This is a genomic window from Burkholderia sp. LMG 13014 (assembly GCF_905232215.1).
In the GTDB taxonomy this organism is placed as follows: Bacteria; Pseudomonadota; Gammaproteobacteria; order Burkholderiales; family Burkholderiaceae; genus Burkholderia.
The window spans coordinates 1-13,321 of record NZ_CAJNKE010000122.1; the positions used below are offsets into that span (position 1 = coordinate 1).

General features: G+C 67.7%; 14 protein-coding genes and 1 pseudogene. 3 read left to right on the forward strand and 12 right to left on the reverse strand.

The genetic code is table 11. From position 1 onward, the window contains the following. Together ggt and JYJ84_RS15175 are read left to right on the forward strand one after the other, a co-directional pair. Nucleotides 1-1,706 (forward strand): gamma-glutamyltransferase (ggt, locus tag JYJ84_RS15170; RefSeq protein ID WP_205189260.1); only part of this gene is annotated, 1,706 nt, incomplete at its 5' end. Between the two features lie 152 nt (nucleotides 1,707-1,858). Then, a complete protein-coding gene (locus JYJ84_RS15175; RefSeq protein ID WP_175223282.1) occupies nucleotides 1,859-2,494 on the forward strand; it encodes a LysE family translocator in 636 nt (211 codons plus the stop codon). A gap of 135 nt (nucleotides 2,495-2,629) precedes the next feature. On the opposite strand, the gene JYJ84_RS15180 is transcribed toward JYJ84_RS15175, so the two are convergent. The 6 genes from JYJ84_RS15180 to JYJ84_RS15205 all read right to left on the reverse strand — a co-directional run bounded on the left by JYJ84_RS15180 (nucleotide 2,630) and on the right by JYJ84_RS15205 (nucleotide 7,839). Beyond that, complete coding sequence (locus JYJ84_RS15180) at nucleotides 2,630-3,592, reverse strand: ABC transporter permease subunit (protein ID WP_174962793.1); 963 nt, start codon at nucleotides 3,590-3,592, stop codon at nucleotides 2,630-2,632. Next, entirely contained in the window at nucleotides 3,592-4,389 is a 798-nt protein-coding gene (locus tag JYJ84_RS15185) for a taurine ABC transporter ATP-binding protein (RefSeq protein WP_174946573.1), read from the reverse strand. Before JYJ84_RS15185 ends, JYJ84_RS15180 begins: the two co-directional genes overlap by 1 nt. A gap of 28 nt (nucleotides 4,390-4,417) precedes the next feature. Further along, on the reverse strand, nucleotides 4,418-5,434 hold the full coding sequence (gene tauA, locus JYJ84_RS15190; RefSeq protein WP_175223281.1) for a taurine ABC transporter substrate-binding protein: 1,017 nt from the start codon (nucleotides 5,432-5,434) through the stop codon (nucleotides 4,418-4,420). Nucleotides 5,435-5,685: 251 nt separating this feature from the next. Continuing rightward, entirely contained in the window at nucleotides 5,686-6,678 is a 993-nt protein-coding gene (gene lipA / locus JYJ84_RS15195) for a lipoyl synthase (RefSeq protein WP_039346279.1), read from the reverse strand. Continuing rightward, nucleotides 6,671-7,429: a lipoyl(octanoyl) transferase LipB gene (gene lipB, locus JYJ84_RS15200; RefSeq protein WP_175223293.1), complete on the reverse strand. Its 759-nt coding sequence runs from the start codon at nucleotides 7,427-7,429 to the stop codon at nucleotides 6,671-6,673. Before lipB ends, lipA begins: the two co-directional genes overlap by 8 nt. Nucleotides 7,430-7,512: 83 nt before the next feature. Beyond that, on the reverse strand, nucleotides 7,513-7,839 hold the full coding sequence (locus JYJ84_RS15205) for a DUF2917 domain-containing protein (protein ID WP_122946777.1): 327 nt from the start codon (nucleotides 7,837-7,839) through the stop codon (nucleotides 7,513-7,515). Between the two features lie 102 nt (nucleotides 7,840-7,941). Here JYJ84_RS15205 and JYJ84_RS15210 point away from each other — a divergent pair, with 102 nt between their 5' ends. Then, nucleotides 7,942-8,928, forward strand: a complete 987-nt coding sequence (locus JYJ84_RS15210; protein WP_175223280.1) for a transcriptional regulator GcvA — start codon at nucleotides 7,942-7,944, stop codon at nucleotides 8,926-8,928. Here the strand turns inward: JYJ84_RS15210 and JYJ84_RS15215 are convergent. The 6 genes and pseudogenes from JYJ84_RS15215 to JYJ84_RS15240 all read right to left on the reverse strand — a co-directional run. Continuing rightward, the gene (locus tag JYJ84_RS15215; protein ID WP_122946359.1) at nucleotides 8,912-9,220 is read right to left on the reverse strand and encodes a YbeD family protein; all 309 of its coding nucleotides are present in this window, start codon (nucleotides 9,218-9,220) and stop codon (nucleotides 8,912-8,914) included. The two genes, JYJ84_RS15210 and JYJ84_RS15215, sit on opposite strands and share 17 nt — an antisense overlap. Then, nucleotides 9,220-10,146: a D-amino acid aminotransferase gene (locus JYJ84_RS15220; RefSeq protein WP_122946360.1), complete on the reverse strand. Its 927-nt coding sequence runs from the start codon at nucleotides 10,144-10,146 to the stop codon at nucleotides 9,220-9,222. The genes JYJ84_RS15215 and JYJ84_RS15220 overlap by 1 nt, the downstream gene beginning before the upstream one ends. A 48-nt stretch (nucleotides 10,147-10,194) precedes the next feature. Then, entirely contained in the window at nucleotides 10,195-11,508 is a 1,314-nt protein-coding gene (locus JYJ84_RS15225; RefSeq protein ID WP_122946361.1) for a D-alanyl-D-alanine carboxypeptidase family protein, read from the reverse strand. A gap of 488 nt (nucleotides 11,509-11,996) precedes the next feature. Continuing rightward, nucleotides 11,997-12,641 carry an alpha/beta hydrolase gene (locus JYJ84_RS15230; RefSeq protein ID WP_034198940.1) on the reverse strand — a complete coding sequence of 215 codons (645 nt, stop codon included), beginning with the start codon at nucleotides 12,639-12,641 and terminating at the stop codon, nucleotides 11,997-11,999. A 13-nt stretch (nucleotides 12,642-12,654) separates the two neighbouring features. Beyond that, nucleotides 12,655-12,972, reverse strand: a complete 318-nt coding sequence (locus JYJ84_RS15235; protein WP_011694422.1) for a ferredoxin — start codon at nucleotides 12,970-12,972, stop codon at nucleotides 12,655-12,657. A gap of 144 nt (nucleotides 12,973-13,116) precedes the next feature. Further along, nucleotides 13,117-13,321 (reverse strand): annotated as a pseudogene (locus JYJ84_RS15240) (teicoplanin resistance protein VanZ); the annotation flags it as partial.

A 13,321-nucleotide genomic window follows, 5' to 3' on the forward strand; every position in this document is an offset into this window, starting at 1 on the left:
AGCTGTCGTCCGGCTGGACCGACAAGCCGGGCTGGACCTCGCAGCACGTCATGATCGCGGCCGCGAACCCGCTCGCGACGCAGGCCGGCTACGACATGCTGAAGGCGGGCGGCACCGCGATCGACGCGGCGATCGCCACGCAGATGGTGCTCGCGCTCGTCGAGCCGCAATCGTCGGGGATCGGCGGCGGCGCGTTCATGCTGTATTTCGACGGCAAGGCAACTCAGGCGTACGACGGCCGCGAAACCGCGCCGGCCGCCGCGACCGACCGCCTGTTCTACGGGCCGACCGGCCAGCCGATGAGCTTCTACGAAGGTGTCGTCGGCGGGCGCTCGGTCGGCACGCCGGGCGTGCTGCGCATGCTCGACGCCGCGCACCGCGCGCACGGCAAGCTGCCGTGGCGCCGGCTGTTCCAGCCGGCGATCCGGCTCGCGGAACACGGCTTCACGATCAGCCCGCGGCTCGCGATGCTGATCGCGAACGACAAGTACCTGAAGAACGACCCGGCCGCGCGCGCGTACTTCTACAACCAGGACGGCACGCCGAAGGCGGCCGGCACGGTGCTGAAGAACCCGGCGCTCGCGACCGTGCTGCGCCAGGTCGCCGACCGCGGCGCGAACGCGTTCTACAGCGGCGCGATCGCGCGCGACATCGTCACGAAGGTGCGCAAGCACCCGACCAACCCGGGCCTGCTGTCGCTGCAGGATCTCGCGCGCTACAAGGCGAAGGTGCGCGCGCCGCTGTGCGCCGATTACCGGCGCTCGGTCGTATGCGGAATGCCGCCGCCGTCGTCGGGCGGCCTCGCGATCGCGCAGATGCTCGGCATCCTCGAAGCGATGCCCGACTGGCAGCAGATCGGCGCGCAGAAGCCGGTGCGCAACGACGTCGGCTACGAGCCGACACCGTTCGCCGCGCACCTGTTCAGCGAAGCCGGGCGCCTCGCGTATGCGGACCGCGCACGCTATGTCGCCGATCCCGATTTCGTGCCGCTGCCCGGCGGCAACTGGGCGAGCCTCACCGACAAGACCTATCTCGCGCAGCGCGCGCACCTGATCGGCGACAGCAGCATGGGCGTCGCGCAGGCCGGCACGCCGCAAGGCGCGACGCTCGCGATGGCCGACGACCGCAGCCCCGAGCTGCCGTCGACGTCCGACATCGCGATCGTCGACCGCTACGGCCAGGCGCTGTCGATGACGACCAGCATCGAGGACGCATTCGGCTCGCGGCTGATGGTGCGCGGCTTCATGCTGAACAACCAGCTCACCGATTTCTCGTTCGTGTCGAACGACAATGGCCGGCCGGTCGCGAACCGCGTGCAGCCGGGCAAGCGGCCGCGCTCGGCGATGTCGCCGGAGCTCGTGTTCGACAAGAAGACGAAGCAGGTGACGATGGTCGTCGGCTCGGCCGGCGGCCCCGCGATCATCAATCACGTCGCGAAGACGCTGGTCGGCGTGCTCGACTGGGGGATGACGATGCAGCAGGCGATCGCACTGCCGAACTTCGGGTCGATGAACGGGCCGACGCAGCTCGAACGCGGCCGCGTGTCGGAAGCACTCGCCGACGGGCTGAAGGGCCGCGGGCACGACGTGCAGGTCGTCGAGATGAACTCGGGCCTGCAGGGGATCCAGCGGCTGAACGTGCAGGGGCAGACGGTGTGGTTCGGCGGCGCGGATCCGCGGCGGGAAGGGATCGCGATGGGGGATTGAGGGCGATGAGCGGCGCCCCCCGCGCGCCGCTCGACTCGCGTGTGCGATCCGGCAGCGCGATCCGCCTGGCGAACGGGCGCGGAGTGAACCCATGCCGCGCATCCGGCCAGGTTTAAACTGACGGCTTCCGCTACCCGTTCAGAAGCCGCGACATGAACTCGACGACACTCCTGCTGTACGTCATCACGGTATCCGCCGTGACGGTCACGCCAGGCCCCACGATGCTGCTGGCACTGAACAACGGCGCCACGCGCGGCCTGCGCATCGCGGCTTACGGAATCGCCGGCGCCGCGCTGTCGGACCTGATCCTGATCGGTGCGGTCGGATGCGGCCTCGGCGCGATCATGCAAGCGTCGGAGCACCTGTTCGTGATGCTGAAGTGGGCGGGCGCCGTGTATCTGCTGTACCTCGCATGGGCACTCTGGCACGCCCCCGCGACGCTGCCGTCGGCCGATGTCGTGCCAGCCGACGGTGCACGGAACGGCCGGTCGGCATTCAAGCGTTCGCTGCTGGTCGCGTTGTCCAATCCGAAAGGGCTGCTGTTTTTCTCGGCCTTCCTGCCTCAGTTCATCCAGCCCGAAGCGAACGTCGCAGCCCAGTACGCTACGCTGGCCATCCTCACTGCGACGATCGACGTCCTGTTGATGGCGATCTACGCAGCGAGCGGCTATCACGTGATGAAAGCGATGTCCGGACGCGCGCTGAAATGGCTCAATCGCGGCTGCGCCGGCATGCTGGCCGGACTGGCGGTGGCACTGAGCCTCTATCGTCGCGGCACGACGGCATGACGGCTTGACCCGGTCGCGCCCGTGACGGCCCCGCTGCGCGCCGCGTCGCAATGACCGTGCGCAACGGGTCGAACCGGATTCCCTCCCCGGCCACCCGTCCTGTCCATCGCCACGACGCCCGGGCGATACCCGCGCTTATCCCCGCCCCTTCCACGGCACGATCCGCCGCTCGACCCAGCGCATCGCGAGATCGAACAGCCACGCGATCGCGCCGATGATCAGGATGCCCATCACGACGATATCGGTGCGCAGGAAGCTCGATGCGTTGAGCACCATCTGCCCGAGCCCGGCCGTCGCGGCGACCATCTCGGCCGCGACGAGCGTCGTCCAGCCGAAGCCGATCGCGATCCGCAGCCCGGTGAGGATTTCCGGCAACGCGGCCGGCAGCACGACGTGGCGCACGATCTGCGCGAAGCTGCCGCCGAGCGAATACGCGGCGTTGATCTGTTCGACCGTCGCGGCGCGCACGCCGGCGCGCGCGGCCATCGCGATCGGCGCGAAGCACGCGAGGAAGATCACGACGAGCTTCGCCGTTTCATCGATGCCGAACCAGATCACGACGAGCGGCAGGTACGCGAGCGGCGGCAGCGGCCGGTAGAACTCGAGCAGCGGATCGAGCACGCCGCGCGCGACGCGGCTCACGCCCATCAGGATGCCGGCCGGCACGCCGATCGCGGTCGCGAGCAGGAATGCGCCGAATACGCGCGCCGCGCTCCACAGCAGGTGCTCGGACAACGGCAGGCCGCCCTGGATGCGGCCATGCCATGCGTCGACGAAGGCCGCCCACACCGCTTCCGGCGCGGGCAGGAACAGCGGCGGCAGCCACTGGCGATGCGTGGCGACCCACCACAGCACGGCCAGCGCGGCGACCGTCGCCGTGCTCAAGGCCGCCGTCTTCCCCTCCCCCGGCAACCGGTAGCGACGCGACGACGGCGCACGACGCTCGGCCGCCCGAGTGCGCGTGCGATCGCCCTGCTCGACCCCTGCGGCCGTCCCGCCGGCCGTCCACGAATCCTGCGTGCTCATGCTGTCCTGCCTGTGCAAAGTGCTGATCCGACCGCGTCCGACCGACGCGCCCTGTCGCGCGAGTTCGTGCATCACGCGGCCACCTCGGCTGCCTCGTCGCGATGCAGATACGCGATCAGCCGCTCGCGCCACGCGATGAAATCCGGTGACGACTTCACGGCACGCGCATCGCGCGACTCGACGTAGCGGCGCGCGAACGGCAGTTCGAAGGTTTCCGCGATCCGGCCGGGGCCGGGCGTCATCACGACGAGACGCGTCGCGAGGAACAATGCCTCCTCGACATCGTGCGTGATGAAGAACACCGTCTTGCCGGTGCGCGCCCACACGTCGAGCACGAGCGCCTGCATCGTGCCGCGCGTCATCGCATCGAGCGCGCCCATCGGCTCGTCCATCAGCAGCACGCGCGGGTCGCTCGCGAGCGCACGCGCAATGCCGACACGCTGCTGCATCCCGCCCGACAGCTCGTACACGCGTGCATGCGCATGACCGTCGAGCCCGACGAGGGCGAGCATCTCCCGCGCCCGCGCTTCGCGTTCGGCCTTCGACACGCGTGCGAAGCGCAGCCCGAGCGCGACGTTGTCGAGTACATCGAGCCACGGCAGCAGCGCGTACTTCTGGAACACGACGCCGCGATCGGCGCCGGGGCCCGTGACCGGTACGCCATCGACGCGCACGTCGCCGGTCGTCGGCGCGACGAAGCCGGCCATGCAGTTCAAGAGCGTCGTCTTTCCGCACCCGGACGCGCCGAGCGCGACGACGAATTCACCGGCATCGATGCGCAGGTCGACGCGCGCGAGCGCCTGCGTCGTCGGCCTGCCGCGCTCGCCCGGATAGGCAACCGATACCTGACGGACTTCCAGCGTGCTCATGCTCAGGACTCCGCGATGATCGCCGCGCTCAGCGCACGGCCTTCTGCACGAACTGCGGATCGACGCCGGTCGAATAATCGGCGAGCACCGTCTGGATCGTGCCTTGCGATTTGAGGAACGTGGCCGTCGCCGCGAGCGACTTCGCGGCACCCGATTGCGCACCGCCGCCAAGCCACGTCGGCGACGCCTGCTCGGCCGGCGTCGGGAATGCGTAGAGCGCGAGGCTGGCCGGCACGTCCTGCGCGTTCGCGCCCGATACCTTCGCCACCGCCGCGACCTGCGGCGAGCCGACCTTCCACGCAGCGGCATGCGCGCGGTAGTCGGCGTCCGCAGCCGCGAGCACCTTCACGAAGCGCGTGACGAACTCGGGGTTCTCGCGCGCGAACTTGCGGCTCACGACGAAGCCGTCGAAAGTCGCCTTGCCACTTTCTTTCGCAACCTGGCCCGACGTCGTCAGCACGGTGCCCGACTGCTTGACCTTCGCGAGCACCGGATCCCAGATGTAGGTCGCGTCGATGTCGCCGCGCGCCCACGCGGCCGCGACCTCGGGCGGACGCAGGTTGACGATCTTCACGTCGTTCGGATTGACGCCCGCGGCCTGCAGCGCGACGAGCGTGTGGAAATGCGACGTCGACACGAACGGCACGCCGATCTTCTTGCCCTTCAGCGATGCGACGTTCGTGACGCCCGAGCCGTTGCGCGCGACGAGCGCCTCGGCGTCGTTGATGTTGTCGAGCACCCAGAACAGCGAGATGTCGAGCCCCTGCGACAACCCGGCCGCGATCGGGCTCGAGCCGGCTTCGCCGAGCTGCACGGAGCCCGACGCGAGCGCGCGGATCACGTCGGCGCCGCTGTCGAGCTTGCGGAACGTGACCTTGTAGCCGGTCGCCTTTTCGACTTCACCGCTCGCCTGCGCGTAGCGCCACGGCACCACCATGTCCTGGTACGCGATCACGACTTCGCGCGATTCGGCGTGCGCCGCGCCGAGCGCGGCAAAGGCGGTCAGCGCGACGACGGCGCGGCGGATGAAGCTGAAACGGGACATGCGGCTCTCCTTCGAAATGCGGGCATTGCTGCGGGAGAGCCGACTATAGGAGCTTTGCGCGCGGCGGGAGCGAACTTATCCTGCGAAGCTATCGATGCCGTTTCAGCTTTGCTTTCCACGCTCGACCGGATTGCGCGTCCGGTCCGGTGGCGATTGCCGTGCGAACGCAGGCATGGCGTCCGCGCCAACAAAAAAGCCCGCATCGCTGCGGGCTTTTTCGGGTTCGCCGGAAGACGGCGAAGCAACGGCGCTCAGACCACCCCGGCCCCGTGCGCCTGCAGATCGGCGTGATAGCTCGAACGCACCATCGCGCCGACGGCCGCGTGCGTGAAGCCCATCTTGTACGCCTCTTCCTCGTACATCTTGAAGGTATCGGGATGCACGTATGCGCGCACCGGCAGGTGGTGCTCGGACGGCTGCAGGTACTGGCCGATCGTCAGCATGTCGACGTCGTGCGCGCGCAGGTCGCGCATCACCTGCAGGATTTCCTCTTCGGTTTCGCCGAGGCCGACCATCAGGCCCGACTTCGTCGCGACGTCCGGATGCAGCGCCTTGAAGTCCTTCAGCAGCTTCAGCGAGTGCGCATAGTCCGAACCCGGGCGCGCTTCCTTGTACAGGCGCGGCACCGTTTCGAGGTTGTGGTTCATCACGTCCGGCGGCGCGGCGTTCAGGATCGAGATCGCGCGGTCGAGACGGCCGCGGAAGTCCGGCGTCAGGATCTCGATGCGCGTTTCCGGCGACTGCTCGCGCACTTCGCGGATGCACTCGACGAAGTGGCCGGCGCCGCCGTCGCGCAGATCGTCGCGGTCGACGCTCGTGATCACCACGTACTTCAGCTTCAGCGCGCCGATCGTGCGCGCGAGGTTCTTCGGCTCGTCCGGATCCAGCGGATCGGGTCGGCCATGGCCGACGTCGCAGAACGGGCAGCGGCGCGTGCACTTGTCGCCCATGATCATGAACGTCGCGGTGCCCTTGCCGAAGCATTCACCGATGTTCGGGCAGCTCGCTTCCTCGCACACCGTATGCAGGTTGTGCTCACGCAGGATCGTCTTGATCTCGTTGAAGCGCGAGCTGCCGGTGGCCGCCTTCACGCGGATCCACTCGGGCTTCTTCAGCTTCTCGATCGGAATGACCTTGATCGGGATGCGCGCCGTCTTCGCCTGTGCCTTCTGCTTGGCGGTCGGATCGTAGGCAGGGGTCGCGGCCGAATCGGCCGGTGCGGGGGAAGCGGTAACGTCAGTCATTCGAATGTTGTTCCAGTGCCTGCGGCTTGTCGGCGGCCGCGGATGCGCCGTCGAGGTTGGCGATCAGACGGCGCACCAGCGTGTGGGCGACGTCGTTCCAGTCGGCGGCAACCTCGAGGCTCGCCATGTCGACAGTTTCCAGTCCGGCATAGCCGCACGGGTTGATCGCAAGAAACGGGCGCAGATCCATTTTCACGTTCAGGCTCAGCCCGTGATAGCTGCAGCCGTTGCGGATCTTCAGGCCGAGGGCCGCGATTTTCGCGCCCTCGTGCACGCCGGATGCCACGTAGATCCCGGGCGCGCCCGCCTTGCGGACCGAAGCGAGATTATACGCCGCAAGGGTTTCGATCACGGCCTCCTCGATCTTCGTCACGAGCGTGCGCACCATCAGCTTGCGCCGGCGCAGGTCCAGCAGCAGGTAGGCGACGATCTGGCCGGGGCCGTGGTAAGTGATTTGCCCGCCGCGGTCGACCTTCACGAGCGGCACGCCGCTGTCGGCCACCAGCAGGTGGGCCGGGTCGCCGGCCTGGCCGAGCGTATAGACGGGCGGGTGCTCGACCAGCCAGATCTCGTCGCCGGTGTCGGCCGTGCGCGTGTCGGTGAACGCGCGCATCGCGTCGAAGCTCGTTTCGTAGGTCTCGACGCCCCGCCAGCGCACGGTGACCGGCGGAGCCGGCTGATCCGGGGACCCGGCGGACGATGCGGAAACGGCAACAGGCGTGGACACGATGGAAACCGGCGAAACGGACATGGGCGGTAGTTTACCGAAAACCCGTGGGTCTCGCCGGCCTTGGAGGGGGACGGATCGCCGGTATCCGTCGGAGGAAATGATGGTCAGACGGTGCGCCACCCGTCGTGGAGCAGCGCGGTCACGCGTTCGCGCAGCCGTGCCAGCCCGCCGAGCGCGACTTCCCGGGGCGGACGCGACACCGAGAACGCCACACGCGTGCCCTCCCGGCCTTCCGCGCTGAGCCACAGCCGCTCGCCGCGGCGCAGCTTCAGCGTTTCGCCGTCGACCAGGAAGTAGTCGTTGACGTCGTTGCTGCGCGTCGCCCACACCGGCCCGCACTGGACCACCAGCCGCGTGCTGCGTTGTACCTTCATCGGCACGGTTTCGCCCGCGGGGATTTCGAACGTGATGCTTGAAGAAATTTCTTGCATGATCGACTCCGCCAATAAGTGCTTCGATGGCTACAATCGTAGTCACTTCAAGGCGTCTGACAAAACGACCAATTTTCACGTCGATGTGAGGAAAATTAGCAAATGGACCTCCGCCAGCTACCTGCGCTGAACGCGATTCGCGCGTTCGAAGCCGCCGCCCGTCACGAGAATTTCTCGCGCGCCGCCGACGAGCTGTACGTCACGCACGGCGCGGTCAGCCACCAGGTACGCGCGCTCGAGGAGGAACTCGGCGTGCAGCTGTTCACGCGCAACGGCAAGCGACTGTGCCTGACCGACGTCGGCATGCGCTACGCGCAGCAGATCCGCACCGCGCTGATGGTGATCGCCGACGCGACCCGCGACGTGCGCGCGAACGACCGCGACCGGCGGCTCGTGGTGTCGATGCTGTCGTCGTTCGCCGCACGCTTCATCACGCCGCGTATCGGCACGTTCATCGAGCGGCATCCGGAAATCGACGTCGAACTGCAGTCGACCAACTCGCTCACTGATTTCGCGCGCGACGACGTCGATCTCGCGATCCGCTTCGGCCACGGCAACTACGCGGGGCTGCATGTCGAGCCGCTGTTCGACGAGGTGTTCTTTCCGGCGTGCGCGCCGACGCTGAATGGCGGCAAGCTGCCGCAAACGCCGGCCGATCTCGTCCACTACAACCTGCTGCGCTCGGACGATGAACTGTGGCGGCCGTGGTTCGACGCGGCCGGGCTCAAGACGCTGACCGAGCCGAAACGGGGGATTCTGTACCAGGATTCGTCGAACCTGCTGCTGGCCGCGATCGACGGCCAGGGCATCGCGCTGGTGCGCCGCTCGCTCGCGGTGCACGACCTGCTCGACGGGCGCATCGTGCGCCTGTTCGACATCGACGGGCCGAGCCCGTGGCACTATTTTTTCGTGTGTCCGCCGCCGCTCCTGAACACGCCGCGCGTGCAGGCGTTCAGGACCTGGCTGCTTCAGGAAGTCGCCGAATACCAGCGGCTGTGCGACGAGCTGGACGCGCGGCGCGCGGCGGGGAAGACCCCCGCCGAGTGCGCGCAGGAAGGAGGATGGCGGGCGCTTAGAGCACAACCTTGACCATCGGATGGCCGGTCAGTGCACGGTAGATGTCGTCGAGCTGTGCCTGGCTGGTCGCCCGCACGGTGATCGTGAGACCCGTGTAGTTGCCGCCGCTCGACGCGCGCTCCTCGATCTTCTCGACGTCGATTTCGTTGTCGTGGACGCTGACGACCTTGAAGATCGTGTCCTTGAACTCCGGGTGCGCCTTGCCCATGATCTTGATCGGGAAATCGCACGGGAACTCCAGCAGCGACTCCTTCCGGGTATCGATCGCGCCGGTCACCTCGATGGTTTTGGTCGGTTCGCTCATCACTTTCTCCGGGTTAGGTCAAACTGTTCAAACTCGCGCGCCTTCGCGCGCTGGTACGCGTCATACAACGCCGCGAACACGGGGCCCGGCTTGCCGCCCTGTACGGGCAGATCGTCGAGCGACGTGACGGGCAGCACTTCCTTCGTGGCCGACGTGATCATGATTTCGTCGGCTGCGCGCAACTCCACTTCGCTGATCTCGCGCGCGACGAACGGGATCTTGCATTCGTCCGCCAGCTCCTCGATCAGCGCGTAGCGGATCCCCTCGAGGATCTTGTTGCTGCGCGGCGGCGCGAGCAGCTCGCCGTTCTTCACGATCCACACGTTCGACGACGAGCCTTCCGTCAGGTTGCCGTCGCGCAGCTGCAGCGTCTCGAACGCATCGCGTTCGGCCGCATGCTGCGCCATCAGCACATTGCCGAGCAGCGAGATCGACTTGATGTCGCAATGCAGCCAGCGGCGATCCTCTGCCGTCACGCAGCGCACGCCCTGCTCGCGTTCTTCGGCGGACGGCAGGCGCAGCGGGCTCGTCATCACGAACACCGTCGGCACCGCATTCGCCGGGAACGCGTGGCCGCGCTTCGCGACGCCGCGCGTCACCTGCAGGTAGACGAGCGCGTTGCCGTCGCCGAGCCCTTCGGCATTCGCCGCGACGACGCGCTCGATCAGCGCACGCCAGCCCGCGTTGTCATGCGGGCTGACGATACCGATCTTCTTCAGGCTGCGTTCGAGCCGCGCCAGATGCTGTTCGATCCGGAACGGCACGTGCGCGCCGTCGTGCGCATAAACGGGGACGACTTCATACACGCCGTCGCCGAAGATGAACCCGCGGTCGAGCACCGGTACACGGGCTTCCGACAGCGGCACCATTTCCTCCTGCGACGACACGCTGAGGTAGACGATCGGTTCAAATTCGGCTTGGCTCATAGCTATGACAGATGGGGATGAAGTCGTAAAAACAAAGGCCCGTCGTGCTTACTTCTTCTTGCTGAACATCAGCAGGATCGAGTCCCAGATACGCCCGAAGATACCCGCTTCCGGCACGGCCTGCAGTGCGACGACCGGGAATTCGGACAGCGTCTTGCCGTCGGCGACGATCTTCACGGTGCCGACCTGCTGGCCTTCCGCGAGCGGCGCGATCAGCGGCGCGTTCACGTCGACTTCCGTCTTGATCTTGTCGCCGAGGCCGCGCGGCACGGTCGCCCACTGGTCGCCCTTCACGCCGACCTGCACGGTGTTTTCCTTGCCCTTGTAGATGCGCGGCGTCGACATCGCCTGGCCGCCCTTGAACAGGCGCACCGAATCGAACGCGCTGTAGCCGTAGTTCAGCATCTTCATGCTGTCCTGCGTGCGCTCGCCTTCCTTCTGCTCGCCCATCATCACCGACACCAGGCGGCGCTGGCCGTCCACACCCGGGATCGCGCGCTTCGCCGACGCGATCAGGCAGTAGCCGGCCGCTTGCGTATGGCCCGTCTTCAGGCCGTCGACCGTCGGATCCAGCCACAGCAGGCGGTTGCGGTTGCCCTGGCGGATGTTGTTGTACTTGAATTCCTTCTCCGAGAAGATGCTGTAGTACTGCGGAAAATCGCGGATCAGGTGGGCGGACAGCTTCGCGAGGTCGCCGGCCGTCGTGTAGTGGTTCGGGTCGGGCATGCCGTTCACGTCGGCGAAGTGCGTGCCCTTCATGCCGAGGCGCTGTGCCTCGTCGTTCATCAGCGTGACGAACTGCCCTTCGCTGCCGCCGACGAGTTCGGCCAGCGCGATCGCGGCGTCGTTGCCCGACTGGATGATCATCCCGTACACGAGGTCGTGCACCGACACCGGCTTGTTCGCTTCGATGAACATGCGCGACTCGTCGCGGCCGACGCGGCGCACGGCTTCGCTCGGCGTGACGATCTGCTCCATCGAGATCTTCTTCTTGTCGAGCGCCTCGAACACGAGGTACGCCGTCATCAGCTTGGTGAGCGAAGCCGGCTCGACGCGTTCATCGGCATTGCCCGACGCGAGCACCGTGTTGCTGGTCGCATCGACGAGCACCCACGAGTGCGCATTCACGCCCGGCGGCGGCACCGCGCCCGGCATGTAGGTCGCGGGCGCGCCGGTGAACTGTTCGGTGGCCGCCGGTGCCGCATGCGCGGCCTTGGCCTTGGCGGCCGGCTTCGCCTCGGCGACGACGATCGTCGACGCGAGCGCGACGGGCAGCATCACGCCGAGCGCAACGTTGCGCGCGGCGGTGCCGAAGGCGATGGAAGAAGCGAGGGACTTGAGGCCTTGGGGAGACAGACGCATGATCGATTCAGGCTGATGGCAGAAAGTGCGGTGCGAAACGCGCAGGGTTGAACGGCAAGGCGGCGGGCGTTTCGGGCACTCGCCCGAAAATCGTCGGGCGACGCGAAACGCGCCGGTTGGACTCGTGCGGGCGCGTTCGGTTCGCGGCCGTCGCGAGCGGGCGGACAGGCGGCGAAACGAGCGCCGCATGGGCCCAGCCGGGCCGCGGGCGACGCGGAATCCGGCCATTATACGTGGCCGCGCAGGGCGTTTTCGCGAACCTGGCGCCGGACAGTTGCACATCCGCATCGGGCGCAGGGGGCCGGCAAGCCGCACGTCATCGCACGCGAAGGTGTGCGAAAGGCATGCGCAGGCGGGATGGAAGTCGGGTTGTGCCGCACGCTGCGGCGCGATGTCACGCGGAGGGGGGCGCGCATCCGGCGCGTGCCGGATGTCGCGTGTACGACGCGATGCGGGCCGCCGGCGTCATGCCGGCACCCGCGCAATGGCTAGCGCCAAGCGTCGACGATGATGCGCTTCAGCACGTGCAGCTTGCGGTGCAGGAAGTGCTCGGCGCCAGGGATCACGACGACCGGCAGTTCCTGCGGCCGCGCCCAGTCGTACACCGAAGCGATCGGCACCGTGTCGTCGGTTTCGCCGTGGATCACGAGCGTGTTCTCCGGCACGTCGGCCACCTGCCAGCGGCTCGCGGCCGTGCCGACGAACACCATCCGCTCGATCGTCTCGCCCGCGTCGCGCAGCCGCTTCGCGACGTGCGACAGCACGAAGGTGCCGAACGAGAAGCCCGCGAGCACGAGCGGCAGGTCCGCATACGCGGGCTGCGCGCGCATGTGCGCGAGCACCGCGAGCAGGTCGTCGGCCTCGCCGGTGCCATTGTCGTGCACGCCTTCGGTCGCGCCGACGCCGCGGAAGTTCGACCGGAACACGACGTAGTTCAGCTGCACGAGCGTGCGCGCCAGCGTCTGCGCGACCTTGTTGTCCATCGTGCCGCCGAACAGCGGATGCGGATGTGCGACGAGCGCGATGCCGCGCGGCGCGGCGCCGCTTTCGCGCACGGCGTCGGGGAGGTCGACGGCGATTTCGATCTGCCCGACCGGGCCCGCGATCAGCGACTTCTGCGTATGAACGTTCATTCGGCCGGCCCGCTCAGATCTTCAGGCGGTCGACGACCTTGCCGTCGCGCAGGTGCGATTCGACGATCTCGTCGATGTCGGCCTGGTCGACGTACGTGTACCACGTGCCTTCCGGATACACGACCATCACGGGCCCTTCCTCGCAGCGGTCGAGGCAGCCGGCCTTGTTGATGCGAACCTTGCCGGGCCCCGCGAGGCCGAGCTCCTTCACGCGCTTTTTCGCGTATTCCTGCATGGTCTGCGCGTCGCATTGCGCGCAGCTCGGGCGTTCGGCGCCCGGTTCGCGCTGGTTCAGGCAGAAGAAGACGTGGTGCTGGTAGTAGGAATCCATGATGGTGACGAGCAGCCCGGCGCGAGGCCGTGCGGAAAGAGGAGCGGTTGCCGCTGCGCGGGGCAGCAGAGGATGCGGACGATTATAGCGAGCGGCGCAGGCCGCTGCCCACGATACCGCCACCGCGCCGCCAGAGCCCCCGAGTCAGCGGCGCAGCGCGGCCGGCAGCCATGCGTGCTCGACGCGCTGGCCGAGCCAGATCAGCGCCGCGTAGGGCCAGATCCACGCGAGCCAGCGTGCGAGGCTGTTGAAGTGCACATAGCGGCCCTGCCGCCAGCCCGACAGCGTGAAATCGAAGAACGGATTGACGGGCAGCAGGTTCACGAGCGCCACGCCGGCCAGCAGTGCG